Origin of the sequence: Halogeometricum pallidum JCM 14848 (genome assembly GCF_000337095.1) — an archaeon.
Taxonomy (GTDB): domain Archaea; phylum Halobacteriota; class Halobacteria; order Halobacteriales; family Haloferacaceae; genus Halogeometricum; species Halogeometricum pallidum.
On the sequence record NZ_AOIV01000003.1, the window covers coordinates 65305 to 88972 of the forward strand.

A 23668-nucleotide genomic window follows, 5' to 3' on the forward strand; every position below is an offset into this window, starting at 1 on the left:
TTTAACGGTTGTCTTTTCCGAGCTATCCGAGCGATCCGAGCGCGACGGGTGCTATCAACACTCCCATGAGATGGACGCGTCGGATACCGAGACGGGGCGGTGCGAGGCCGACCAGCGCCGCGACGGCGAACGCGCACGCCCCGAGCAAGCCGGCGAACGCGGCCGCCAGCACCCACAGCAGGAGGAGGACGGCGAGCGAGAGCGGCCGATGCGGGAGTCGACGGACCAGCGCGAGGTAGCGGTCGCCGACGAGGGGGACGAGTGCCGTTCCGACCCCCGCCGCGAGGACGACGACGGCGAGCGCCGAGACGGACCCGAACGGCGACCCGCCGCCGGCGACGGCCGAGAGGGCGACGGCGACGCCGCTGCGTTCGTCGCCGAGGACGACCAGCGCGGCCGCCGCGAAGACGGCCGTCGCGGTGTCCGCGCCGCTGGTCGCCACGACGTACGCGCGGTCGGTTCGCGCTCGTTCGCCACTCGGGTCCGTTCCCGTCGCCCCGCCTCCCGACTCCCCGCCGACGCCGCCGAGCGCCAACACCGTCGCCACGCCCGCGGAGACGCCGGGCAGGTAGCCGACCAGCGCCCCGCCGCCGACGCCCGAGAGCGCGGCGCGGAGCGTCGCTCGGGGAGAGAGGGCGACTCCCCGCCCGACCTGCGGCGGTATCGCCCCGCGGCCGGAGAGCGCGTCCACGAGCACCGGCGCCCCAAACAGGCCGGCGAACAGCGGCGCGAGCATCGACGCCGCCGCCTCCGGCACGAGCGCGCCCGTCGTCCCCGCGTCGAGAACGAGCAAACCGAGCGCCGCCGCGAGACCGAAGCATCCCGCGCCGGCCAGTCGCTTGCGCCACGTCGGTTCGGCCGCGACGAGGAGGCAGACGACGACGGCGAGGAGGACGGGGAGCGCCGCGTCCAGTTCCTCGCGGCCGGCGGCGACGAGCGCCGACAGGGGGAGCGACAACGGCACCGCGACGGCGACGGCGGCGGCGCTCCCGACGGCCGAGAGCCGGAGCGCCTCGCGGCCCCGTCCGGCGAGAACGAGCCGATGGCCCGGCAGCGACCCGGCCGCCGTCGCCGCGTCCGGGACGCCGAGGACGAGGGCGGGGACGACGTCGAGGAAGGTGTGGACGACGCCCGCCGCGAGGACGGCCGCGCCCACCGCCGCCGGCGGCGCGGGCAGCGTCGGCGCGGCGGCCGCCAGGAGGAGGGCGAGGGCGTTGACGTGCAGTCCGGGGACGAGGCCGCTCGCGGTGCCGAGGCAGATACCGCCTGCGACGAACCCGAGGGTCACGAGGGCGGCGTCGGCGGACGGGAGCGGTGCGGCCATCTGCGCGTGCTGGCCGCGCTCTCGTATATAAACGTGCGGCGGGACGAAGCCGTATCCGCACCGCGCACCTCGCGACGGCACGGAACGTCGTTCACCCGGTGAAAATATTCACAGGATAACTACACTTTCTCCGGCGCCGTCGGTCAACGCGTCGAGGGGCGACCGCGGCGGACCGCCGGGGCGGAGGACCCGTCGCGACGCGGTCGGCCTCTCGGCGGAAGGTGAACGAGATGAGGCAAGACAAGCGCGACATACCGGTCAGAGTCGACACGCCAGACGCTGTCGCTCGTCAGCAGACGGGCTTCGGTGACGCGAGCGAGTACGGAGAACTCAGCGGCGAGTACTTCACGTTCGCCGCCGAGACGGACATCACACCGCTGTTGAAAGGTCTCGAAGACGACCACTGTCAGTGTCCGCACTGGGGGTACGTCGTCGCGGGAACCCTCGGCGTCGGCTACTCCGACGGGAGCAGCGAGGTGACTCGGACCGGTGAACTGTTCTACTGGCCGCCGGGGCACACCGTCCGTGCGCACGAGGACTCGGAGATCGTGATGTTCAGTCCGCAGACGGAACATTCGGCGGTCATCGACCACATACGGGCGAAAGTAGGTGAGAGCGCCGAGTGACGACCCCGCACGACCGAACCGAATCGAGAACGACACCGATGGAGGAGGACCGGACGGCGACGGCGCGCGCAGGTTCGGTCACCCTCCGACCCGACTGAAACGTTTTATCCGTAGTATGAATAGTGCTAGCATGGGAGACGCGATGCAAGCGATCGAGTTTCTGGCGCGATCGGAACACCGCGTCCCAGCGCTGGAAGCTCTCGCCGAAGAACGACGCGACCGGCGGGACCTGCGCGAGGCAACCGGCGCGTCCGACCCAACCGTCGGGCGCGTCCTCCGCGACCTCGAGGACCGTTCTTGGATCGCGCGCGACGGGCCGCGCTACGAACTCACGCCGCTGGGCGAGTTCGTGACCGAGCGGTTCGTCGAGTTGCGGTCGGGGATGGAGACGTGCGAGACGCTCCGCGAGGTCTGGCGGTGGCTCCCGAGGGAGATGGAGGGGTTCGACGTCGAGAGCTTCGACGACCTCGTGGTCTCGTATCCCGGGCCGAGCTATCCGTACACGCCCGTCGAACGGGTCAGTCACCTGCTCGAATCGACCGACTCCATCCGCGGACTCGGAACGACGATATACAAATCGGGTAACCTCGAAGTGTTCTGTCGACGCGTGCTGGAGGGGATGGAGATGGAGTACATCTACTCGCTTCCCGTCCTCCGAGCGATCGTAGACTGGAACCCCGACCTGACCGCCCGAGCGCTCGAACGCGACAACTGCACCGTCTTCCTCCACGACGGCCTCCCGGATAGCGACCGATGCGGACTCAACATCATGGACGACTGCGTCGGCATCTGCGGCCACGACCCCGAGACCGCGCAGCTCGAAGCCGTGATCGATACGAAGTCCCCCGAAGCCCGCGAGTGGGCGGACGCCGTCTACGAGCGGCACCGACGGGAGGCGCGGCCGTTCGAGGTTCGAGAGCTCCTCACCGACGGCTCTCGGCGGGAGTCGCCACTTCGTGTCGAGCCGCGGTAGCCACTGCGCGGCGGGGTCCAGAAAAATGCGGGATGTACTGACGATTCGAGGTGCGACGTCCGGACGGACGTGCGAGCTTCGGCGTTAGCCGAAGAGTTCGCCGAGGCCCTCGCCGGAGGACTCGTCTTCTTCCTCGTCGTCCTCGTCGGCGGCGGCGTCTTCGTCGCCACCCTCGTCGTCGTCGCTGTCGTCGTCGTCGGACGTCTCGACGTCGCCACCGGCGCTACCGCCCGCGGCGGGCGCGGGAGCGGCGGCGGCCGTGTCGACGGCCTCCTCGATGTCGACGTCCTCCAGCGCGGCGACGAGCGCCTTGACGCGGGATTCCTCGACGTCCACACCGGCGGCGTCGAGCACCGCGGTGACGTTGTCTTCGTTGATCTCTTCGCCCGATTCGTTCAGGATGAGAGCTGCGTAAACGTATTCCATTGTTGTGTTCCTCGTTGATTATCCGAACATCGCGCCGAGTCCGTCGGCACCGTCGTCATCGTCGTCGTCGGTGTCGTCGGTGTCGTCGGCCTCGGTTTCCGTGTCTTCGTCAGTCGATTCGTCCTCGTCCGCCTCGTCGGCGGACTCGGCCGCAGGCTCGGGCGTCTCGACGCCGCGGAGCTCCTCGGGGAGGGCCTCCTCGTCGTCGATCTGCGCCGCGAGCGTGCGGAGCTGCGCGTCGGCCTTGGCGATGAGGTCCGGAACGAGTTCGGGGTCCTCGATGGCGGCGAACAGGCCGAGGGCCTTCGCCTCGCCGGCGGCTTTCGCCAGCATGGTGGGCGCGGTCTGCGCCGTCGGGTAGCCCGCGTTGATCGAGAGGTTGCGGGCGCCCGCCGCGGCGGACTGGATGTCCGTGCGGTACTCGTCCACGTCGATGGCGAGTTCGTCGGGCTCGAACAGGACGCCCTCGGAGTAGACGCCGCGGAGGTCGAGACCGACCTCTTTCGGCTCGATGCCGAGTTCCGCGAGGACGTTGGCGAGTTCCTCGGAGACGACCTCGCCCTCGTCGAGCACGTGGGAGTCCTCGGTGACCTTGATGGAGCCGTCCATGATGCGGGCCGAGGCCCCCACCTGCTGGAGTTCGCCGACGAACGGACCGGGGTCGACGCCGGTGTCACCCTCGGGGATGACGATGTCGTTCGGGGCGACCTCGCCCGCGTTGATGGGCGCGGGGGTCTTCGAGGCTTCGAGCTCCTTGTAGAGGCCGAACGGGTTGTCGTTCGTCCCCACGAGCGCCACCTGTCCGTAGACGAACTCGGTCAGCTGTTCGAGGCCGTCGTTCACGTCCTCCAGCGCGCGCGTCAGGAGCGTGTTGCGGCTCATGCGGAGCGCGGCGCTCCCGTGAAGCTCCCGGCGCATGCTCTGCAGTTGGCGGCTCGGGATGCCGGTGACGCTGACGACGCCGACGGACTCGTAGTTTTCGAGGAAGTCGACGAGTTCGTCGACTTCGATGCGCTTCCACTCGGGGATGGTCTCTGTCTTGCGGACGCTTTCGCTCTCGCTCATGCTTCGACCTCCACCGATGGGCCCATCGTCGTCTTCACGTAGACCCCGTCGATGTTGAGGGGGCCCTTCTCGAGCGTCGCTTCGAGGCGACGCACGATGACGTCGATGTTCTCCGCGATTTCGTCGGTGGACATGTCCTCGGCACCCACGCGGGTGTGGAACGTCCGGCGGTCACGACTGCGGAGTTGGACCGTGTTCTTCATCCGATTCACAACTTCGACCACGTCGTCGTCCGGTTGGAGCGGCGTCGGCATCTTACCACGAGGACCGAGGACGGTCCCGAGGTAGCGGCCGATATCTTGCATCATGTCGGCCTCGGCGACGAAGAAGTCCGTTTCGTCGGCGAGGTCCTTCGCGGCGTCCGAGTCGTCTCCAAGGTCTTCGAGGTCGTTACCGTCCATCACTCGGTCGGCAACCTCCTCTGCTTGGAGCGCGGTCTCGCCGGTCGCGAAGACGACAATTTGCGTCTCCTGTCCGGTGCCGGCCGGGAGCACGATGCTCTCGTCGACACGCTTCGACGGGTCGTTTAGGTCAAGGTCGCGCAGGTTGATAGCGAGGTCGACCGTTTCGCGGAAATTCCGCTGCGGTGCCTCGTCAAGTGCGCGAGAGACTGCGTCAACTATCGTATCTGCCATTATTCACCTCCGTAGTACGCAGGATTGCTCCTACGGGTCAGTGAAACAGGCGTCTGCCTGCCTCGTCGGAGCAAATGGGAATGGCGCCCTTAAGTCCGTCGAAGGGATTTCCGGAGAAATACGGTATCCGCCCGCTACGCGGCGTTTCCGTGCCACCGACACACAAACGCTGACGGGCGTCCGCCCTCGAACTGACGCCTCCGGACGAGGCGGAGATGATGATGACCCACCTACCGAACGCGTCCGACGGACGCGCGGCTCCCACGGAGGGAGTTGACGCGAAGTCGAAGAAGGGAACGCCGTCCCCGGAGCGGTCGGCGAGTCGGTCTACGCGGTGAGTTCGTCGTCGTACTCGCCGTCGTCGATGCGCTGTTTGAACTCGCGGGGGTTGTTCCCCTCGATGGTGACGCCGAGGGAGGTGCAGGTTCCGACGACCTCTTTGGCGGCGTTCTTCGTGTCGTACGCGAGCAGGTCCGAGGACTTCTGCTCGGCGATTTTCTTCACCTGGTCGAAGCTCAGGTCCGCGACGAAGTTCTCCTGGGGTTCGCCGGAACCGGTCTCGAACCCGGCCTCGTCCTTGATGAGTTCGGCCGTCGGCGGGACGCCGACCGAGATGGAGAACGAGCCGTCGTCGTCGTACTCGACCGTCACGGGCACTTCCATGCCGTCGAACGCGGCGGTCTGATCGTTTATCTCCTGCACGACGTCCTGCACGTTCACCGGCGTCGGGCCGAGTTCCGGTCCGAGCGGCGGACCGGGGTTGGCCTCCCCGCCGGGAACGAGCACTTCGATAGTTCCAGCCATACCCCAAATCACCCCGCCGCGACTTTTAACGGTTTTCTTTCGCGTCAACGCCCGTGCGAGGGAGGGCCACGCGGACGGCTGTCGCGTCCGGATTCGCGCTCGGCGGGTCAGATATCGACGGCGAACGGCGCGGCGTCAGCGGCGCGTTCGGCCATCGCCCCGAGCAGCGTCGCCACGCCGTCTAAGTCCTCGGTGTCGACGACTTCCACCGGCGTGTGCATGTAGCGGTTCGGAATTCCCACGTTCAGCGAGGGGATGCCGCTTCTGGAGGTGTAGAACGCGTCGGCGTCGGTTCCGGTCCGGATACCCGCCGCCTGCAACTGCACGTCCACCGCGGCCTCGTCAGCGGCGTCGCGAGCGAGTTCGACGACGGCGGGGTGGTTCGTGCTCCCGCGCGTGACGACCGGCCCCCCGCCGAGTTCGACGGGGCCGCGGCGCTTGCCCGACACGTCGGGGTTGTCCGTCGCGTGCGTCACGTCGATGGCGACGGCGGCGTCGGGGTTCAGGTCGTAGCTGACCATCTTCGCGCCCTGCACGCCGAGTTCCTCCTGCACCGTGCTGACGGCGTACACCGTCGCGTCCACGTCCGCCTTGACGGCCCGACGAAGCGCCTCGGCCGCGGCCCACGTCCCGACGCGGTTGTCCATCCCGCGGGCGGCCATTCGGGTGCCGTGTAGGTCCCGGATTCGCGTCCGAACGGTGAGGGGGTCGCCCACTTCGACGAGTTCGCGCGCCTCCTCCTCGCTCGTCGCGCCCACGTCGACGAACTGCTCGGTCAGGTCCTCGTGTTCCTCGTCCCCGGTCTCCCGCAGGTGGATGGCCGTCTGACCGACGACGCCCGGCACCTCCTCGTCCCCGGCGTAGACGGTGACGTGCTGACCCTTCGAGACGGTGCGGTCCGCGCCGCCGATGGCTTCGATGCGGAGGAAGCCGTCGTCGGTCACGTCGCGGACGATGTAGCCGATCTCATCGGCGTGCCCCGTGAACGCGATTTCGGCCGCGTCGTCGGCCCCCTCGTGAACCGCCACCGCGTTGCCGTAGGCGTCGATGCGCACCTCGTCGGCGAACTCCTCGACGTACGACACCCACACCCGCTGACCCGCCGTCTCGAATCCGGAGGGACTCGGCGCGCTCAGCAGGTCGGTCAGAAACGTCCGTCGCTGCTCGTCCATGGGGGAGGCGAGGGCCAGTTCGCACCTCAAAGCACCGATACCGGTGCCGTCGTCCGAGTTCCGACGGCACCGTCGTCGGAACGCGCTCCTCTGGACCCCGACATCCTCTCCCTTTTCTGACGTTCCGTCACCCGTTTTATTCCGGGCAACGGGCACAACGATTATTCCGCTCGTCGGCGTATTGAGAGTGCTATGGGAGACAAATCGTTCACGCTTTTCGAGATAAATCTGCACGAGCCTAACTTCAGCGCGTCGAACTCGGCGCCGGGGTTCGTCAAGAAACTGGCCGAAGAGGCCACCGAGACCGACGAAGGCGACGAGGACGGGGGCGGCCTGTTCCAGTCTATCAGCGTCACCGACGGTGACGCCGAGGACTCCGTCGGCGACGACGAGGACGACACCGACGTCTCCGTCGACGACGAACTCGAGGACATCGAGACCGACGACGACACCGGGTCGTCGGGGCGCGGGAAGGGGAGCACCATCATCGGTCTCCTCCTCCTGGCCGGTTTCGCCGTCGCGAAGAAGCTGATGAGCGGCGACGACATCGACGAGTTGGCCGAACTCGACGACCTCACCGACATCTCCGTCGGCGACGTGACCGACACCGACGAAGCGGTCGAAGAGGCGGAGGACGCCGTCCTCGACGACGACGCCGACGAAGAGAGCCACGACGTCGACGCCGACGCCGAATCGTCGGGTCGGAGCAAGAGCGGCATCCTCGTGGCGCTCGTCCTCCTGGGCGCCCTGCTCGTCGCGAAGAAGCTGATGAGCGGCGACGACGAATTCGACGAACTCGACGACCTCTCGGACACCGACGACGAGAGCCACGACGCCGCTCTCAACACGGACGACAACGACGAGGCGGCGACGAGCATCGTCGACGACGAGGAGACCGACGCGGGCGACGACGACGACCACGACGCCGTCCTCGACGAGGACGACGAACACGACGACGAACAGTAAGCCGCGCCGTTTCGACGACCGCTCGACTCCGCGACTCGACCCGCCTTTCTTTTCCATCCACTTATCGAGTGCCGACGGTCGGACAACCTTAAGCGCCGTCCGGGGAATCCTGGGACATGACCGTTTCGAGCGCCCCCGGGAAGGTGTACCTGTTCGGGGAGCACGCAGTCGTCTACGGCGAACCGGCGGTGCCCTGCGCCGTCGAGCGCCGAGCGACCGTCTCCGTCGACGCCCGCGAGGACGACCGGGTCCGCGTCACCGCGCCCGACCTGAGCCTCGACGGCTTCACCGTCGAGTACGGCGGCGAGGGCGACGACAGACCCGACGTGAACGTCGCGCAGGGACTCGTCGAGGCCGGCATCGCCTACGTCGCCGCGGCCGTCGAACAGGCCCGAGACGCGGCCGACGCGCCGAGCGCCGGATTCGACGTCACCGTCGAGAGCGACATCCCCCTCGGCGCCGGACTCGGTTCCTCGGCGGCCGTCGTCGTCGCCGGCATCGATGCCGCGACGCGCGAACTCGGCACGCCGCTGGACCCCGAAGCGGTCGCCGAACGCGCCTACCGCGCGGAGTACGACGTGCAGGACGGACACGCTTCCCGCGCGGACACGTTCTGCTGCGCCGTCGGCGGCGCCGTCCGCGTGGAGGGCGACGACTGCCGGCGCATCGACGCGCCGAACCTCCCGTTCGTCGTCGGCTTCGACGGCGGCGCGGGCGACACTGGGGAACTCGTCGCCGGCGTCCGGTCGCTCCGCGAAGAGTACGGTTTCGCCGCCGACACCGTCGGGAGCATCGGCGACTTGGTCCGCCGCGGCGAGGCGGTCCTCGCGGAGGCCGACCCGACGGACGACCCGCCCGAGTCGGTGCTCGCCGAACTCGGCCGCCTGATGAACTTCGACCACGGCCTCTTGGAGGCGCTCGGCGTCTCCTCGCGCTCTTTGGACAACATGGTCTGGTCGGCCCGCGAGGCGGGCGCGCACGGCGCGAAACTCACCGGCGCGGGCGGCGGCGGTTGCGTCGTCGCCCTCGACCGAACCGAGGAGACGGAGACGGCCCTCCGGTTCACGCCGGAGTGCGAGGACGCGTTCCGCGCCGAACTCGCGCGCGGCGGGGTCCGGGTGGAGGAGGAATGACGACCACCACCGTCCTCAAACTCGGCGGGAGCGTCCTCACCGACAAGTCAGCCCCCGAGACCGTCGACGGCGACGCCCTCGACGGCGCCGTCGGGGCGGTGGCCGAGGCGTTGGACGCGGACGACGCCCCGCGCCTCGTCCTCGTCCACGGCGGCGGGAGCTTCGGCCACCACCACGCCGCGAAGCACGGCGTCAGCGACGCCGACGGCACGCGCGACGCCGAGGCGGCCTTCGCCGTCCACGACGCGATGCGCCGGCTGAACGACGCCGTGGTGACGCGGCTTCACGGGGCGGGCGTCGACGCCCTCCCGGTCCACCCGCTCTCGGCGGCGACGCGGGACTCGGCGGCCCGCCTCTCGCTTCCCCTCGACCCGGCGGCGACCATGCTGGAGGAGGGGTTCGTCCCGGTCGTGCAGGCCGATATGGTCGCGCACGCCGGCGCGGGCGCGACGGTGCTGAGCGGCGACGAACTCGTGACGACGCTCGCGCGCGGCCTCGACGCCGACCGCGTGGGACTGTGTTCGACGGTTCCGGGCGTCCTCGACGACGACGGGGCGGTGATTCCCGAGATAACGGCGTTCGAGGACGTCCGCGACGTGTTGGGCGGCAGCGACGCGACCGACGTGACCGGCGGGATGGCCGCGAAAGTGCGCGCCCTGCTCGAACTCGGCGCGCCGGCGCGCGTCTTCGGTCCCGACGCCCTCGCGGCCTTCCTCGCCGGGGAGGACGCGGGGACCGTAATTCGCGGTTGAGCGCCGAACTGGCCGGTCAGATATCGATTCGGAGGCCGTCGCGCGCGAAGCGCACGTCGCCGTCGTACCCTCTCGCGATCGACTCCAACATCTCCTCGTGTCGCCCCTCGGTGTGGGGATACAGATGCGTCAGATAGACGCGGCCGATGTCGCGGCCGGAGAGGGCGGCGCCCAACTTCGAGGGCGTCGGGTGGCCCGATACGTCCACGTCCTCGGGGAACGAGCAGTCGTGCGCGAGGACGGCCGCGCCGTCCGCGAAGTTGGCGAGTCCCTCGAACGCCTCCGAGTCGCCGGAGAACACGAAGTCGCCGTCGTTGTCGCCGTCGCCCGCGAACCGGTAGGCGAGACAGTCCACGGAGTGGCGCACCTCCATCGCCTCCACCGCGAACCCCCCGACGTCGAACGACCCGGCGGGGACCTCTCTGATCTGCAGGTCGACCCGGTTCTGCATGTACTCGTACACGTCGAGGAGGTCGTCGAGGTGTCGTTTCGTGCCCACCGGGCCGACGACTTCGAGGTGCGTCTCCCCCGCCAGCCACCGCGCCTTCAACAGGGGGAGGAGGTCCGAGACGTGGTCGAGGTGATGGTGGGTGAGCAGGACGGTGCCGACGCCCTCGTAGCCCGTCTCGGTGCCTGCGAGACGTGAGAGGACGCCGCTGCCGCAGTCGACCAAGAGCGAGCGGTCGCCGGACTCCACGAGGAGGCCCGTCTGCGCCCGGTCGTGGGCGGGCATCGCGCTTCCGGTACCGAGAAAGGTGACGCGCATAGTCGTCGTACGCGGCGGCACGGATATAAGCTGGCGGAGTCCGCCGTCGGCGGCGGGTCGCACTCGTCCCCGAGTCGCGCGCGCGGACGCAACCCACTTACAGGCGCGCCCCCGACAGAGAGCAATGAGTGGCGGTGGCCGACGCCTCCTCCGCGAGACGGCCTCGCGGACGGCCGAGGAAGACTCGTTCGAGTTCGACCCCGAAACCGTACCGCTGGCCGACGAGGACGTGCTGGCGCGACTGGAACCGGCGGTCAGGGAGTGGTGGGTCGACCAGTTCGGACGCTACGTCGGCGGCAACGGCGGCTTCTTCACGCCGCCCCAGCGGGAGGGTATCCCCCTCATCGACGAGGGGGAGAACGCCCTCGTCTGCGCGCCCACGGGGTCCGGCAAGACGCTCGCCTCCTTTACGGCCATCCTCAACGACCTCTTCCGGAGGGACCGAGAGCGCGAGGAGGGGTTGGAGAACTCCGTCTACTGTCTGTACGTCTCGCCGCTGAAGTCGCTGGCCAACGACATCCACCGGAACCTCACCGAACCGCTCGAAGGCATCACCGAACGGATGGCCGAACGCGGCGAGGAGGTGCGGGTCCGGCACGCCATCCGGCACGGCGACACCGAGAGTTCGGAGCGCCAGAAGATGCTGGAGACGACGCCGCACATCCTCAACACGACGCCGGAGACGCTGGCGATTCTGCTCAACTCGCCGAAGTTCAAAGAGAAGCTCCGGACCGTCGAGTACGTCGTCGTCGACGAGATTCACAGCCTCGCGGAGAACAAGCGCGGGACGCACCTGTCGGTGTCGCTCGAACGACTGGAGGACCTCTGTCCGTCCGCCCCCACGAGAATCGGCTGTTCGGCGACGGTCGAACCGCTGTCGACGATGGCGGAGTTTCTGGTGGGGCGCGACGACGACGGCGAGGCGCGCGACTACGAGATAGTCGACACGCGGTTCGTCCGCGACTTCGACGTGCGGTTGGAGTGCCCGACGGACGACCTCATCGACACGCCGCGGGGCGTCGTACAGGAGGGGTTCTACGACCGACTGGACGAACTCGTGCGGTCGCACACGAACACGCTGGTGTTCACGAACACCCGGTCGGGCGCCGAACGCGTCCTGCACAACCTGCGAGAGGAGTACGACGGCTACGACGAGACGAACTCGGGGTGTCACCACGGGAGCCTCTCGAAGGAGCGCAGGGGGGAGATAGAGTCGCGGTTGAAGGCGGGCGAGTTGGACGTGGTGACCACGTCCACGAGCCTCGAACTGGGTATCGACATGCCGCACATCGACCTCGTGGTGCAGGTAGGGTCGCCGAAGTCCGTCGCGTCGCTCCTCCAACGAGTCGGGCGCGCGGGCCACCGACTCGGCCAGACCGTCGAAGGGAGGGTGATAGCTCTCGACAGGGACGAGTTGGTCGAGTGCGCGGTGATGCTGAAGAAGGCCGAGGAGGGGTTCGTCGACCGGGTGTTCGTCCCCGAGAACGCCCAGGACGTGGCCGCACAGCACGTCTACGGCATGGCCATCAACGCGGTGCGGCGCGAGGAGGACGTGCTGGCGACGCTCCGGCGGGCGTACCCCTACCGCAACTTCTCGGACGCCGAGTGGGAGCGGCTGTTGGCCTATCTGACGGCCGACTACGAGGGGTTAGAGGACAAGAACGTCTACGCGAAGGTGTGGCGCGACACGAACGACGCGCCCGACGGCGAGCACCACTACCCCGAGTACGAGGTGGGCGAGCACCTCCTCGGCAAGCGCGGGCGGATGGCGCGCGTCATCTACATGACGAACATCGGCACCATCCCCGACTCCTTTACCTGCGACGTGGTGACGCGGCAGGGCGACGAGTGGGTCGGACAACTGGACGAGAACTACCTCGACACCTTAGAGGAGGGCGACGTGTTCGTCCTCGGCGGCGACCGCTTCGCCTACCGCTACCGGCGCGGGTCGAAGGTGCACGTCGACCGGACGAGCGACCGCCCGACGGTGCCGTCGTGGTTCTCCGAGCGCCTGCCGCTCTCCTACGACCTCGGCCGCGAGATAGCGGCGTTCCAGGGGGACCTGCTCGACCGACTGGAGGCGGGCGGCGCGCCCGGCGTACGGACGTGGCTCCGGGAGTTCCCGATGGACGAAAACAGCGTCCGGGCGGTCACCCGGATGTTCGACGAGCAGGTGCGTTACGCCGGCGCCGAGAGCGTCGCCACCGACGACCGACTCGTCGTGGAGGTGCAGTTGGACCGCGCGGCCTACCGCCGGCACTTCTACGTCCACTCGAACTACGGGCGGCGGTTCAACGACGGCCTCTCGCGCCTCGTCGCCTATCGCTGCGCCCAGCGGTCGAGCGCGAACGTGCAGGTGGCCGTCGCGGACAACGGCTTCACCGTCTCCATGCCGCTGAACCGGAAGGTGGACGTGGAGGCCGTCCTCCGCGACATCGACCCGGAGGACGTGGACGCGGACCTGCGCGCGGCCGTCGACGGCACCGACCTGCTGAAGCGGTACTTCCGCATCAACGCCGCGCGCTCTCTGATGATACTGAAGCGGTACAAGGGGTACGAGAAGACCGCGGCCCAACAGCAGGTCTCTTCCGAAATGCTGCTGTCGTTCGCGCAGGGCCTCGACTCCTTCGCCGTGATGGAGGAGACCTACCGGGAGATTCTGGAGGACAAGCTGAACGTCGCCGCCGTGAAGGACGTGCTGGGCGACGTTCGAGCGGGCGAAATCGACGTCGTCGCCCGCGAGGTGGACTCCCCGACGCCGCGCGCGTTCGGCCTCGCCACGCTCACGGCCAGCGACGTGGTGCTCGCGGAGGACGAGAGCGAGGTGTTACAGGAGTTCCACGCCCGCGTGCTCGACGAGATAGGCGACGAGGACGCGGTGGTCGCCGGCGAGGACCGACCTTAGTTCACCAGCAACCAGAGGGCGACGAACGTGACGCACCCGATGAAGGCGGCGACGAGGTAGTCGCCGGGCGTCGACGCGCCGAGGAACGTGAGCACCACGCCGGCGAGGCCGCCGGAGACGGCGCCGAGGACGCCGCGCCTGAACGCGTCGGACTCGTCGAACCGCTCTCGCAGCGAGGTCATACCGGTGTCGGTTGGTCACCGGGGGGCAAGAACGCTCCGACGCGCGTCCGATATCCGTATAAATTTTGTTGGAACAACCGTGAGAGTCACTCGATGGCCGCCACCTCGTCCGTCGACGTCGCGGACCTCACCCCGCGCGCGTGGCGACTGCTCCGCGTCGCCGCCGGATACGACCAGCGAACGGTCGAACGCGAAATCGACGACGTCCTCCAAGCCCACGTGTCGATGCTCGAATCGGGGGAGCGCGCGCTGTCGCGGTCCCGCCGAAAGGAACTGCTCGACCTGTACGCCTCCGAACTCGACGCCGAACAGATCGAAGCGCTCGCGGAGCACTTTTAGTCACAGAAGGGATGTGATACGATAACTATCCCGTCCCGTCTCCGAAAGTATTAATCGTGGAGTTTCGTAATCGAACGTGTATCAATGATACAGCTCGGTAGATCGCGTACGCAGGGGCGGCTGATACTGTTTGCCATCGCGGTGGTCGGAACCTTACTCATCGCCTTCGGCCCCTCGGCGGAGGGGCTGTCGGTGAAGGGACAGTACGCGATGGCGACGATGTTCTTCGCCGGGTTTCTCTGGGTGACCGGGGCGCTCCCGTTGGCCGTGACGGCGCTGTCGATACCGTTCGTACTCACCGCGTTCGGGGTGTACCCCGACCTCGACACGGCGCTGGTCGGCTTCGCGGACCACCTCATCTTCCTGTTCATCGCCGGCTTCATGCTGGCGAACGCGCTGCAGAAGTACGGCATCGACCGGCGAATCGCGCTGTGGATCATGTCGAAGATGGGGTCGTCGCCGCGGCGACTCATCGCGGCGGTGATGCTCGCCACGGCGTTCCTCTCGATGTGGGTGTCGAACACGGCGACGACGGCGATGATGACGCCCATCGCCCTCGGCGTCCTCACGCAGGTGCTCGGGCGCGACGAGGTGGCCGCGGCCGACGACGACCCGAACGCCGACTTCGACTCCGAGATGGCCACCGACGGCGCGGGAATGGGCGCGTCCGCGGAGGGCGACTCCTTCACGAACATCCAGATTTCGATGCTGCTCGGAACCGCCTACGCCGCCAGCGTCGGCGGCGTCGGCACGCTCATCGGCACGCCGCCGAACGCCATCCTCGCGGCGCAGCTCAACCAGATTCTCGGCTACGAAATCGGCTTCGCCCGGTGGCTCCTCATCGGGATTCCCATCGTCATCGTCACGCTCCCTCTGGTCTGGTACATCCTCACGTATCACATCTACCCGCCGCAGATCGACAACGTCGAATCGGCGCGCGAGGAGGCCGCGCGCTACCTCGAAGAGGAGGGGGCGCTGAGCACGCGCGGCAAGCGCGTCGCGTACATCTTCACCGCGACGGCGGGACTGTGGGTGCTCGGCGGCCTCGGTGACCTGCTGGGCGGCTACCTCCCCGCCGCGTGGGCGACGACGATATTCGGCGGCGACGGCGCGACGGTGTTCGGCGTCGAGGGCCACCAGGGAATCCTCTACTACGTGATGGTCGGTCTCGCCGCGATTCCGGCACTCGTCCTCGCGGACACGATGGAGTGGGACGAACTCGTCGACATCGACTGGGGCACCATCCTGCTGTTCGGCGGCGGTATCGCCCTCGCGGACGCCCTCGCCGCGACGGCCGCGACCGACTGGATAGCCAACTCGGTGTTCAGTTCGCTGACCGGCGCGCCCATCGTCCTCGTCGTCGCCACCGTCGTCCTCCTCGTCATCTTCCTCACGGAGATGACCTCCAACACCGCGACGGCGACCATCATCGTCCCCATCCTCATCGGTATCGGCAGCGTCTTCGCCTCGACGCTCGGTCTCGCGGAGGTGTCGGCGGCCGTCTTCCTCTCGGTCTCCGGCGCGGTGGCGGCGAGTTTCGCCTTCGCGCTCCCGGTGGCGACGCCGCCGAACGCCATCGTGTTCGGGTCGGGCTACATCGAACAGGAGCACATGATGCGCGCCGGCGTCATCCTCAACGTCGTGATGACCGCCGTGCTGACGGGACTCATCTGGTTCATGTTCCAGTTCGTCTGGCCCCTCGTCCTCTGGTAGTCGACCGGCGCATCGCTTTTCTTTCCGTTCACCCGCTCTCCTCTTCGGACTCGGACCACTCCCCGCCCACCCGGTCGACGCCCATCAACTCCTCGCCCGCGTGCTCGGTGAACGACACCTTCAGGTTCGCCTCGGGTATCGAGAACCGCTCGGCGGCCAGGTCCATCGCCGTCAGGGCGAACGACCGCTTGCGCTCGAACGACCGCCCCTCGCGAACGTCGGCGCTCAGGAAGCACAGCGGGCCCTCCTCGGCGCGACCCAACGAGAGGTTCGCCGGGGGATGCTCGCGTATCACCACCGCGACGTGCCCCGTCGTCGTCGCCATCTCCGCCGCGTACGCCTCCGTCACCTCGTCCGTGAACGCCTCCTTCTCCTCGGTGCTCACCTCGGCCGTGGTGTCGAACTGGAGCAGCGGCATCGTTAGACGTCGTAGACCGGGATGGTCGCGTAGCGGCCGTAGACGGTCCCGAGGACGTACCCGTAGCCGACGTGCGCGGCGAGCGTCAACAGGAGATACAGCGCCAGCGTGACCCCCGTCTGCTCGGACCAGAAGGCGACGGCGAATCCGGTCCAGACGATGGCGTTGAAGACGGCGCCCTTCGCTCCCATGCTCTCGCCCGGCATGAACACCGCCAGCGAGGCGAACAGGAGCGGAATCGTGGTCATCCCGCCGCCGACGAAGATTATCGCGCCGAGCAGGAAGCTATCGCCCAACCCGACGATGCTCGCGAGACCGGCGACGGCGGAGAGTTCGAACGCTCCGACCAGCCACGCGACCCCGAGAATCGGGACCATCACCGCCATCCCCGCGAGTCCGGCCGCCGCCCCCAGCGCCGCCTGTCTGACGCCGAGCAGTTGCCCCTCCGAGTCGGCCTCCGGTCGGGACATCGGCGTCTGTTTCCGCGACATATGCGACGGTTTCGCACCCCACGAGCAAAAACGTTCTCGCGCGACGGGCGACCGACCGACGACGCCCTCACCGCCGTCGGACGGTGGCCCGACGAGGCTCGCGCGTCTCCGACGCCCTCACCGCCGCGCCCAGTGGAGCATCCGCGCGTAGAAGGGGTCCGACCCGAGGGCGTCGGCGTCGCCGACGAGAACGAGCGCCTTCTTCGCCCGCGTGAGGGCGACGTTGACGCGTCGGTGGTCCTCGAAGATGGGGCCGTCCAGCGCCCCGGTGGCGACGAAGGAGACGAGGACGACCTCCTTCGAGGAGCCCTGAAAGCGGTCGACGGTGTCGACGGTGACGTCCGTCCGTTTGCTTATCTCCGCGACCTGCGCGCGGAACGGGGCGATGACGCCGACGTCGTCGGGGTCGACGCCGGCGGCGACGTAAGCGTCGACGATTTCGGCCACGCGGTCGGCCTCCGTCGGGTTGGTGTTGCCGACGCGCGACCCGTCGGGGTCGACGAACGCCACGGGGTCGCGGAGTTCCTCGGGCAGTGCGGACTCCGCGACGCCGAGGTCCGAGAGTCGCTGCGCGGCCACCGCGCCGTCGGCGGGTCTGAGCGCGCCGTCGTAGAACTCCGCCGAGGAGAACGCCTGGATGCGCTGGCTCATGCGATACTGGCGGTCCAACATTACCGACGCCTCCGGGTACCGGTCGATGAGTCGCTCGAACAGCGACTCCTGCAGGTCGTTCTCCGCGCGAACGACCGGCGGCAACTGCTGGTGGTCGCCGACGAGGACGAACCGCTCGGCGAGGTTGACGGCCGCGAGCGTTCCGGGTTCGGTCAACTGCGACGCCTCGTCGACGAGGGCCACGTCGAACGACTGCTCGCGCATCATCCGCGACCCACAAGAGGAGGTGGTGGCGGCGACGACGGGCGCGTCGTTCAACTCCGCCGCGCGGTCGTTCGGGTCGCCCGCCGTCTCCAAGTGGAGGTCGAGCATGTCCTCGCGGATGCCGTTCTCAGTGCCGACGCGAATCGCGTCCTCGAACCCCTGCTCGCGGAGGGCCTCCAAGGCGTTGTCGACGGCGCGGTTGGTGAACGCCGACAGGAGGACCCGCTGACCCTCGTCGACGAGGGCGCGGACGGTGCGCGCGATGGTGTACGTCTTGCCCGTCCCCGGCGGCCCGTGGACGAGTGCGGCGTCGTCGGCGTCCACCGCGAGCCTCACCGCGCGGTTCTGCGCCTCGTTGTTGTCGATGTACGTCTCCGCGCTCCGGTCGGCGAACGCGGGGTCGCGCCGACCGAACAGCACGTCCTTGCGGTCCTCCGACCCCTTCAGCAGGGCGTCGTGGAGGGCGGTGAGCATCCGCGAGACCGATATCTCGGAGGGGTAGACGTCGAGGCGGCGGAGTTCGACCGGTTCGTCCGCGGTGACGACCACCTCCTCGCCGAGTTCGCGGATGCGGCAGAGTTCGGCGTGTCCGCCCACCGGGTCGCCGTCGCTGGCGAGGCAGACGTCGCCCTCGCGGAGTTTCGACACCGCGCCGTCCGGTTTCCGCGCGCGGAGTTCCCAGCGCTCGCCCGCTATCTCGCGCCGGTCGAGGTAGTCGAGGTTTATCAGCGCCCGGTCGTCGTCGGCGCGCTCCTCGGCTGACTGCTCCCACAGTTTGCGGTACTCCCGGTGCGTCTCGCGTCGCTCCTCCTCGATGGCGCGGTAGAGGTGGTCGAAGTACTCGCGTTCGTCCTCGGGGAGCGGCGTGCCTATCTGCCCCGCCTTCGACTCCTGGTCCAGTCGACCGGAGACGACCATGCAGGTGTCCTGCTCGAAGCAGTACTCGCACCGGGCGTCGGCCTCGAACCCCGTCGGCACCGAGAAGTCGAACTCCATCGCGGCTATCTCGTTGCGCTTGCGGACGACGAAATCCAGGAGGCCCTTGCCCACCGAGAACTCCTTGGCGGGCGAGAGGTCGCCGGACTCCTCGTTGCGGTCCAAGGCCGTGTTCTTCGTGTAGAGGAGCGTCGCCGTGTCGGCCGGGACGCCGCGTTCGGCGAGGACGAGGGCGTACGCCGCGGCCTGAATCTTGTCCTGAAACCGCGGGTCGCGCTTGAGGTTCTTGCCCGTCTTCAACTCGACGGGCATCCCGCGCCGGAGGGCGTCCGCACGCCCCTTGATTCCGAACGTCGGCGAGATGAGCGTGTACTCCGAGCGCCACTCGTCCTCCGAGGGACCGCCGTCCCACTCCGACGAGGCGGCGTCGGCCGCCTCGCCCGTTAGGGTGCCCTGCGCCAACCAGCCCTCGATGGCGGCCGCGTTCCGCCGCACCTCGTCTCGCACCTCCCCCGCGTCGTAGCCGAGGAGGCCGAGTTGCAGGCCCGCCTCGGCGACGCGTTCGTCGATGGAATCTTCGAGGTCCCGCCCCCGCAACAGGTCCCCGAACACCTCGTGGACGACGGTCCCCTTCACCACGGGGTAGTTCAGCGGGATGCCCGAGAGTTTGTTCAGGTAGTACATCCGGGGGCACTGCACCCACGAGCGCACGTCGGTCACGTCGACGAGGAAGTCGGGTTCGAGCACGACGTACGACTCCTTCGACGTGGCGTAGGTGGTCTCGCCCCGGTACTCGGACTCCTCGGCCTCGGTGACGAGGAGGTCCATGCCGGGGTCGGCGAGGTCCGCGGTGTGGGTCCACTTCCCCCAGAGCGTCACCCGGACCGTCGCGTCGCCGTCCGCGGCGTCCGTGGCGTCGGCGCTGCCGACACCGTCGGGGCGAATCGTCATCTCCGCGAGCGACCGCTGTCCGTACTGCGTCTCCACTTCGCGTTCCTCGCCCACCTCGACGAGACGGCCGCGGAGGTTCACACGGAGTGGTCCGCGCCGGCGCGAAAAACGCTGTCGGTTGCGGGGACCGATGGGGGTAGTCGAACCGCTCACTCGCGGGTCGCGACTTCGTCTCACCAGTATCCGCCGCCGGAACCGGCACGCTCATCCGACACGCCGTGGTACGCCTCGGCATGCACGTCAGGGACTGGAAGGACGTACTCTCGGACGTCACCGAGTCGGGCGCGGACCCCGACGGCTGGCGAGCCGTCGCCGGCCACCGGAAGAAGGGCCTCGGCGAGGAACTGTTCATCGGGCACCCCGACGCCGGCGTCTACGAACTGAAGACGTACGCGAAGAACCCGCTCGAAGTCCGCGGCGTCGGTTCGCGCGTCGCCCGCCGCATCGACGACGACATCGAACCGCTCCTCCCGCGCCGCGGCGACGGTGACGACGGCGGCCGCTTCGCCGTGCAGTCGCCGCCGTCGGACGAAGAACACGCGAAGTCGATGGCGACCCGACTCGAAGAGACCGTGAAGGTCCACGCCGAGGCACCGACGACCCCCGAGGACTTCTTCACCGACCTGATGGACGCGGTGGACAGTCCGGCGTTCGGCCCGATGGAGTACGAGTTCGACGGCCGCCCCGACCGACTGGACGAGTTGACCGAGGAGTTCGCCGACGCCGACGACCTGTTGAGCGAGGATTTGGAGGAACTCATCGACGAGGACGAGGTCGGCCGCGGTTTCCAGTAGCGGCGTCGGGCGGGAGTCCTCGAACCGCGGAACCGTGTTTTCAAATCCCCTCGCGCCGACGTATCGAACATGAGCGCACGGGCGACCGTCGAAGACTACTACGAGGCCCTCCGTCGCGGAGAGCCGCTGTACCCCTACTTCGCGGAATCCGGGGAGGTAACGAAGTTCGGGGTGGGCGAGACGCTCGTCGGCTACGACGCGGTCGCCGAGGGACTCCGCGAACAGACCCGAACGACGACGGACTGGACGGTGGAGAGCGGCGATTTGCGCGTCGTCGAACGCGACGACCACGCCGCCTTCGCCGACGACGTCCGGATGGCGTGGACCGACGTTGAGGCGGGCGAGGACCGCGCGTTCGACACGCGGTGGAGCGGAACGCTCGAACGGCGGTCCGCGGACGGCGGCGCGAGCGACGGGGACGACGAGAACGGCCGGGGCGAGACGGACGAGTGGGTGTTCCTCGGGATGCACGTGAGCGTCGCGCACGACCCGGAGGACGGCTGAATGGTCGGACCGAGCATGAGCGACGAGGAACGCGCCGCCGCGAGCACCCATCTGAAGGTCGGGTTCGTCCTCCTCGTCGCCGTCTCCGGCGCGCTGGTGGCGTTCCAGTCCGGCGGGACGCCCACTCTCGTCGGCGGCGCGTTCCTCGTCGGTCTGTTCGTCGGCCTCCTCCTCATCTTCTTTCTCGTCCGTTGGTGGGCCGACTTCGTGGCGACGACGAACCGCGGTCGCAGTCGATGAGTGCGGGGCGCCATCGACCGGCGGGAGCGGCCCGCGATAACTCCTCGGAGACGAACGTTTATCCGACAGCATCCGGAAACGCCGTGGGACGAACGCGCGGGCCGACCGTCTCGCCGCCGGGCGGGAACCGGGTCGCTCCGTCTTTCGATTCTGCCTCAACCGGGCTCTTCGACCCGTCTCGACACCGAACTCACCAACCCATGACAACGAACCGATGCGGTCGGACCGCCGCGCCCGAGGACGCTGCGGGACCGACCTCCGAGAGGACCGGCAGATGACCGAATTTGCGGGCGTCTCGCCGTCGTCAACCGACCGGATTCGCGTCCTCCACGTCGACGACGCGCCGGACCTCGGCGAACTGGTCGCGGCGTTTCTCGAACGGGCGGACGACCGACTCGTGGTCGAGACGGCGACGAGCGTGGACGAGGGCCTCGACCGACTGTCCGAGGAGGAGTTCGACTGCGTCGTCTCCGACTACGAGATGTCCGAAGAGACCGGCATCGACTTCCTCGAAACCATCCGCGCGACCCGACCGAACCTCCCGTTCATCCTCTACACCGGGCGGGGGTCCGAGGAGGTAGCCAGCGAGGCCATCACGGCCGGCGCGACGGACTACCTCCAGAAGGAGTCCGGAACCGACCACTACGCCGTGCTGGCGAACCGAATCGCGAACGCGGTCGAACGCGAGCGAACGCGGACCTCGATGGACGAGATACAGCACCTGTTCTCCGAACTGGTCGACCGCACCGACGACGTGCTCTGGTTGTTCTCCAGCGATTGGAGCGAAACGGTGTTCGTGACGGCATCCTACGAGGACGTCTACGGGCAACCGCTGTCGGCCCTCCGAGCGGACCCCCGAGCGTTCCTCGACGCGGTGCACCCCGAGGACCGAGACCGGGTCGAACGGGCGATGGAGGCCCTCTCGGACGGGCGGTCGATCGACATCGAGTACCGGGTCAACGAGACGGAGAGCTACCACCGCTACGTCTGGGTCAAGGGGGAACCGATAACCGGCCCCGACGGGCGGGTGACGCACGTCGGTGGGTCGACCCGCGACATCACCCGCCGCCGGGCCCGCGAGGAAGAACTCGCCCGCACGGAGCGCCAGTACGAGGCGGTGTTCGAGGACCCGAACGTCCTCGTGGGGGTGCTCACCCCCGACGGGACGGTCCTCGACGTCAACCGGACCGCGATGGACTACATCGACGCCGACCGCGAGGCGATACTCGGCGCGCCGTTCCGCGAGACGCCCTGGTGGGGCGACGACGACTCCCTCCGGGACGACGTCCAGCGGTGGGTCGACCGCGCGGCGTCGGGGGAGTACGTCCCGTTCGAGGCCGAGATAGTCGGCTCCGACGGGCGTCGCGTCATCAACGGCGTGCTCAGACCGGTGACGAACGACGACGGGGCGGTGACAGAGATAATCGTCTCCGACCGGGACATCACCGACCGGCGGACGCGCGAACGCGTCCTCCGGGAGATGTACGAGACAACCGCCGACCCCGAGCTATCTTTCGACGAACGGGTCCGGGAACTCCTCGCACTCGGCCGCGCGCAGTTGGGGGTCGACTACGGGACGCTATCGCGGATTCGCGGCGACGACTACTACTTCGAGGTCGTCGACGCGGCCGACGACGGCATCCGCGAGGGCGACGTCGTGCCGGTGTCGGCGACCAACTGCGAAATCGCCGCGGCGACCCAGGAAACCCTCGTCATCGAGGACGTCGAACGCGACGCGCCGGACGAAACCGACCGAGCCGGTTTTACCGAGTGGGGCATCTCCTGCTACCTCGGAACCCCGGTGTTCGTCGACGACGGCGTCTACGGGACGTTCTGCTTCTACGATACGGAACCCCGGAACGAGCCGTTCTCCGAGTGGGAGGTCACGCTCGTCGACCTGATGAGCCGCTGGGTGAGTTCGGAGCTTCAGCGACAGCAGGCGAACGAGCGGTTGCAGCGGCAGAACGAGCGACTGGACCGATTCGCCTCCATCGTCTCGCACGACCTGCGGAACCCGCTGAGCGTGGCGATGGGGTCGGTCGAACTAGCCGAACAGACCGAGGACCTATCCCATCTCGCGCCCGCGCAGCGCTCGCTCAGACGGATGAGCAGGCTCATCGACGACCTGCTCGTGCTTGCCCGGTCGGGGGACGTCATCGACGCCGTCTCGGTCGTCAACCTCGGACCGGTCGCAGAGCGTGCCTGGGAGAACGTCCCGACGGACGACGCGACCCTCCGGGTCGAGACCGAGCGGACAGTCCGCGCGGACGAGACGCGACTGCGGCAACTGTTCGAGAACCTCGTCCGCAACGCTGTCGAACATGGTTCGACAGGCCACCGGACCATGTCCGGTGACGCCGTGGAGCACGGCTCCACGGGCAGTCAGGCTTCGCCTGACGACGCCGTCGAACACGGTGACGGGACGGTGACCGTCTCGGTCGGCAACCTGACCGACGGCTTCTACGTGGCGGACGACGGGCCGGGAATCTCCGCCGAGGACCGCGACAAGGTGTTCGAGCACGGGTACTCGACGGAGCGCGACGGGACCGGGTACGGACTCGCCATCGTCAGGGAGATAGCCGACGCTCACGGCTGGGAAGTTCGCGTGACCGAGAGCGCCGACGGCGGCGCGCGGTTCGAGGTCACCGGCGTCGACGTCGTCGACGGCGACTGAGCG

The 23668-nt window shown here is 68.4% G+C and carries 23 protein-coding genes; 12 read left to right on the forward strand and 11 right to left on the reverse strand.

Features of this window, described 5'->3' with window-relative positions; translation table 11 throughout:
* Positions 1-22: 22 nt before the first annotated feature.
* Entirely contained in the window at positions 23-1324 is a 1302-nt protein-coding gene (locus C474_RS00930) for a tripartite tricarboxylate transporter permease (protein WP_008383065.1), read from the reverse strand.
* 230 nt (positions 1325-1554) lie between these two features.
* Between C474_RS00930 and C474_RS00935 the strand changes: the two genes are divergently transcribed.
* Positions 1555-1950 (forward strand): cupin domain-containing protein, encoded by a 396-nt coding sequence (locus C474_RS00935; protein WP_049916634.1) that lies wholly within the window; start codon positions 1555-1557, stop codon positions 1948-1950.
* Between the two features lie 130 nt (positions 1951-2080).
* Positions 2081-2923, forward strand: a complete 843-nt coding sequence (locus C474_RS00940) for a helix-turn-helix transcriptional regulator (RefSeq protein WP_008383067.1) — start codon at positions 2081-2083, stop codon at positions 2921-2923.
* An 84-nt stretch (positions 2924-3007) separates the two neighbouring features.
* Here the strand turns inward: C474_RS00940 and rpl12p are convergent, their stop codons facing one another.
* The 5 genes from rpl12p to C474_RS00965 form a co-directional block, all read right to left on the reverse strand.
* Entirely contained in the window at positions 3008-3349 is a 342-nt protein-coding gene (gene rpl12p / locus C474_RS00945; protein WP_008383068.1) for a 50S ribosomal protein P1, read from the reverse strand.
* An 18-nt stretch (positions 3350-3367) separates the two neighbouring features.
* Positions 3368-4414 (reverse strand): 50S ribosomal protein L10, encoded by a 1047-nt coding sequence (locus C474_RS00950; protein ID WP_008383069.1) that lies wholly within the window; start codon positions 4412-4414, stop codon positions 3368-3370.
* Positions 4411-5049 (reverse strand): 50S ribosomal protein L1, encoded by a 639-nt coding sequence (locus tag C474_RS00955; RefSeq protein WP_008383070.1) that lies wholly within the window; start codon positions 5047-5049, stop codon positions 4411-4413. Before C474_RS00955 ends, C474_RS00950 begins: the two co-directional genes overlap by 4 nt.
* Positions 5050-5376: 327 nt before the next feature.
* Positions 5377-5853, reverse strand: coding sequence for a 50S ribosomal protein L11 (locus tag C474_RS00960; RefSeq protein WP_008383071.1), 477 nt, complete (start codon positions 5851-5853; stop codon positions 5377-5379).
* 107 nt (positions 5854-5960) lie between these two features.
* The gene (locus C474_RS00965) at positions 5961-7025 is read right to left on the reverse strand and encodes a M20/M25/M40 family metallo-hydrolase (protein WP_008383072.1); all 1065 of its coding nucleotides are present in this window, start codon (positions 7023-7025) and stop codon (positions 5961-5963) included.
* A gap of 192 nt (positions 7026-7217) precedes the next feature.
* Between C474_RS00965 and C474_RS21915 the strand changes: the two genes are divergently transcribed.
* The 3 genes from C474_RS21915 (at position 7218) to C474_RS00980 (ending at position 9876) form a co-directional block, all read left to right on the forward strand.
* Positions 7218-7991 (forward strand): hypothetical protein, encoded by a 774-nt coding sequence (locus C474_RS21915; RefSeq protein WP_008383073.1) that lies wholly within the window; start codon positions 7218-7220, stop codon positions 7989-7991.
* A 116-nt stretch (positions 7992-8107) separates the two neighbouring features.
* Positions 8108-9124 carry a mevalonate kinase gene (gene mvk / locus C474_RS00975; protein WP_008383074.1) on the forward strand — a complete coding sequence of 339 codons (1017 nt, stop codon included), beginning with the start codon at positions 8108-8110 and terminating at the stop codon, positions 9122-9124.
* Positions 9121-9876 carry an isopentenyl phosphate kinase gene (locus C474_RS00980; RefSeq protein WP_008383075.1) on the forward strand — a complete coding sequence of 252 codons (756 nt, stop codon included), beginning with the start codon at positions 9121-9123 and terminating at the stop codon, positions 9874-9876. The genes mvk and C474_RS00980 overlap by 4 nt, the downstream gene beginning before the upstream one ends.
* A gap of 16 nt (positions 9877-9892) precedes the next feature.
* Here the strand turns inward: C474_RS00980 and C474_RS00985 are convergent, their stop codons facing one another.
* Positions 9893-10642: an MBL fold metallo-hydrolase gene (locus C474_RS00985; RefSeq protein ID WP_008383076.1), complete on the reverse strand. Its 750-nt coding sequence runs from the start codon at positions 10640-10642 to the stop codon at positions 9893-9895.
* 124 nt (positions 10643-10766) lie between these two features.
* On the opposite strand from C474_RS00985, the gene C474_RS00990 reads away from it, so the two are divergent.
* Positions 10767-13547: an ATP-dependent helicase gene (locus C474_RS00990; RefSeq protein ID WP_008383077.1), complete on the forward strand. Its 2781-nt coding sequence runs from the start codon at positions 10767-10769 to the stop codon at positions 13545-13547.
* Here C474_RS00990 and C474_RS00995 read toward each other — a convergent pair.
* Complete coding sequence (locus C474_RS00995; protein ID WP_008383079.1) at positions 13544-13729, reverse strand: hypothetical protein; 186 nt, start codon at positions 13727-13729, stop codon at positions 13544-13546. The genes C474_RS00990 and C474_RS00995 overlap by 4 nt on opposite strands.
* A gap of 93 nt (positions 13730-13822) precedes the next feature.
* Between C474_RS00995 and C474_RS01000 the strand changes: the two genes are divergently transcribed.
* Both C474_RS01000 and C474_RS01005 read left to right on the forward strand, forming a co-directional pair.
* The gene (locus C474_RS01000; protein WP_008383081.1) at positions 13823-14068 is read left to right on the forward strand and encodes a hypothetical protein; all 246 of its coding nucleotides are present in this window, start codon (positions 13823-13825) and stop codon (positions 14066-14068) included.
* 84 nt (positions 14069-14152) lie between these two features.
* Complete coding sequence (locus tag C474_RS01005) at positions 14153-15781, forward strand: SLC13 family permease (protein ID WP_008383082.1); 1629 nt, start codon at positions 14153-14155, stop codon at positions 15779-15781.
* 28 nt (positions 15782-15809) lie between these two features.
* On the opposite strand, the gene C474_RS01010 is transcribed toward C474_RS01005, so the two are convergent.
* From C474_RS01010 to C474_RS01020, 3 genes are all read right to left on the reverse strand, one after another.
* Positions 15810-16199 carry a tautomerase family protein gene (locus C474_RS01010; RefSeq protein WP_008383084.1) on the reverse strand — a complete coding sequence of 130 codons (390 nt, stop codon included), beginning with the start codon at positions 16197-16199 and terminating at the stop codon, positions 15810-15812.
* A gap of 2 nt (positions 16200-16201) precedes the next feature.
* The gene (locus C474_RS01015) at positions 16202-16690 is read right to left on the reverse strand and encodes a DUF6789 family protein (RefSeq protein ID WP_008383085.1); all 489 of its coding nucleotides are present in this window, start codon (positions 16688-16690) and stop codon (positions 16202-16204) included.
* A 117-nt stretch (positions 16691-16807) separates the two neighbouring features.
* The gene (locus tag C474_RS01020; RefSeq protein WP_008383087.1) at positions 16808-19534 is read right to left on the reverse strand and encodes an AAA domain-containing protein; all 2727 of its coding nucleotides are present in this window, start codon (positions 19532-19534) and stop codon (positions 16808-16810) included.
* Positions 19535-19686: 152 nt separating this feature from the next.
* On the opposite strand from C474_RS01020, the gene C474_RS01025 reads away from it, so the two are divergent.
* The 4 genes from C474_RS01025 to C474_RS01040 all read left to right on the forward strand — a co-directional run bounded on the left by C474_RS01025 (position 19687) and on the right by C474_RS01040 (position 23665).
* Positions 19687-20247 carry a hypothetical protein gene (locus C474_RS01025; RefSeq protein WP_008383089.1) on the forward strand — a complete coding sequence of 187 codons (561 nt, stop codon included), beginning with the start codon at positions 19687-19689 and terminating at the stop codon, positions 20245-20247.
* Positions 20248-20316: 69 nt separating this feature from the next.
* A complete protein-coding gene (locus C474_RS01030; protein WP_008383092.1) occupies positions 20317-20751 on the forward strand; it encodes a nuclear transport factor 2 family protein in 435 nt (144 codons plus the stop codon).
* Positions 20752-20991, forward strand: a complete 240-nt coding sequence (locus C474_RS01035; RefSeq protein ID WP_008383093.1) for a hypothetical protein — start codon at positions 20752-20754, stop codon at positions 20989-20991.
* 274 nt (positions 20992-21265) lie between these two features.
* Entirely contained in the window at positions 21266-23665 is a 2400-nt protein-coding gene (locus C474_RS01040) for a response regulator (protein WP_083861932.1), read from the forward strand.
* Positions 23666-23668 lie beyond the last annotated feature (3 nt).

What these genes read in the sequence shown, in the direction of transcription:
- C474_RS00930 (WP_008383065.1), bottom strand. Translation starts at nt 1,324, where the DNA reads ATGGCCGCACCGCTCCCGTCCGCCGACGCCGCCCTCGTGACCCTCGGG.
- C474_RS00935 (WP_049916634.1), top strand. Translation starts at nt 1,555, where the DNA reads ATGAGGCAAGACAAGCGCGACATACCGGTCAGAGTCGACACGCCAGAC.
- C474_RS00940 (WP_008383067.1), top strand. Translation starts at nt 2,081, where the DNA reads ATGGGAGACGCGATGCAAGCGATCGAGTTTCTGGCGCGATCGGAACAC.
- rpl12p (WP_008383068.1), bottom strand. Translation starts at nt 3,349, where the DNA reads ATGGAATACGTTTACGCAGCTCTCATCCTGAACGAATCGGGCGAAGAG.
- C474_RS00950 (WP_008383069.1), bottom strand. Translation starts at nt 4,414, where the DNA reads ATGAGCGAGAGCGAAAGCGTCCGCAAGACAGAGACCATCCCCGAGTGG.
- C474_RS00955 (WP_008383070.1), bottom strand. Translation starts at nt 5,049, where the DNA reads ATGGCAGATACGATAGTTGACGCAGTCTCTCGCGCACTTGACGAGGCA.
- C474_RS00960 (WP_008383071.1), bottom strand. Translation starts at nt 5,853, where the DNA reads ATGGCTGGAACTATCGAAGTGCTCGTTCCCGGCGGGGAGGCCAACCCC.
- C474_RS00965 (WP_008383072.1), bottom strand. Translation starts at nt 7,025, where the DNA reads ATGGACGAGCAGCGACGGACGTTTCTGACCGACCTGCTGAGCGCGCCG.
- C474_RS21915 (WP_008383073.1), top strand. Translation starts at nt 7,218, where the DNA reads ATGGGAGACAAATCGTTCACGCTTTTCGAGATAAATCTGCACGAGCCT.
- mvk (WP_008383074.1), top strand. Translation starts at nt 8,108, where the DNA reads ATGACCGTTTCGAGCGCCCCCGGGAAGGTGTACCTGTTCGGGGAGCAC.
- C474_RS00980 (WP_008383075.1), top strand. Translation starts at nt 9,121, where the DNA reads ATGACGACCACCACCGTCCTCAAACTCGGCGGGAGCGTCCTCACCGAC.
- C474_RS00985 (WP_008383076.1), bottom strand. Translation starts at nt 10,642, where the DNA reads ATGCGCGTCACCTTTCTCGGTACCGGAAGCGCGATGCCCGCCCACGAC.
- C474_RS00990 (WP_008383077.1), top strand. Translation starts at nt 10,767, where the DNA reads ATGAGTGGCGGTGGCCGACGCCTCCTCCGCGAGACGGCCTCGCGGACG.
- C474_RS00995 (WP_008383079.1), bottom strand. Translation starts at nt 13,729, where the DNA reads ATGACCTCGCTGCGAGAGCGGTTCGACGAGTCCGACGCGTTCAGGCGC.
- C474_RS01000 (WP_008383081.1), top strand. Translation starts at nt 13,823, where the DNA reads ATGGCCGCCACCTCGTCCGTCGACGTCGCGGACCTCACCCCGCGCGCG.
- C474_RS01005 (WP_008383082.1), top strand. Translation starts at nt 14,153, where the DNA reads ATGATACAGCTCGGTAGATCGCGTACGCAGGGGCGGCTGATACTGTTT.
- C474_RS01010 (WP_008383084.1), bottom strand. Translation starts at nt 16,199, where the DNA reads ATGCCGCTGCTCCAGTTCGACACCACGGCCGAGGTGAGCACCGAGGAG.
- C474_RS01015 (WP_008383085.1), bottom strand. Translation starts at nt 16,690, where the DNA reads ATGTCGCGGAAACAGACGCCGATGTCCCGACCGGAGGCCGACTCGGAG.
- C474_RS01025 (WP_008383089.1), top strand. Translation starts at nt 19,687, where the DNA reads ATGCACGTCAGGGACTGGAAGGACGTACTCTCGGACGTCACCGAGTCG.
- C474_RS01030 (WP_008383092.1), top strand. Translation starts at nt 20,317, where the DNA reads ATGAGCGCACGGGCGACCGTCGAAGACTACTACGAGGCCCTCCGTCGC.
- C474_RS01035 (WP_008383093.1), top strand. Translation starts at nt 20,752, where the DNA reads ATGGTCGGACCGAGCATGAGCGACGAGGAACGCGCCGCCGCGAGCACC.
- C474_RS01040 (WP_083861932.1), top strand. Translation starts at nt 21,266, where the DNA reads ATGACCGAATTTGCGGGCGTCTCGCCGTCGTCAACCGACCGGATTCGC.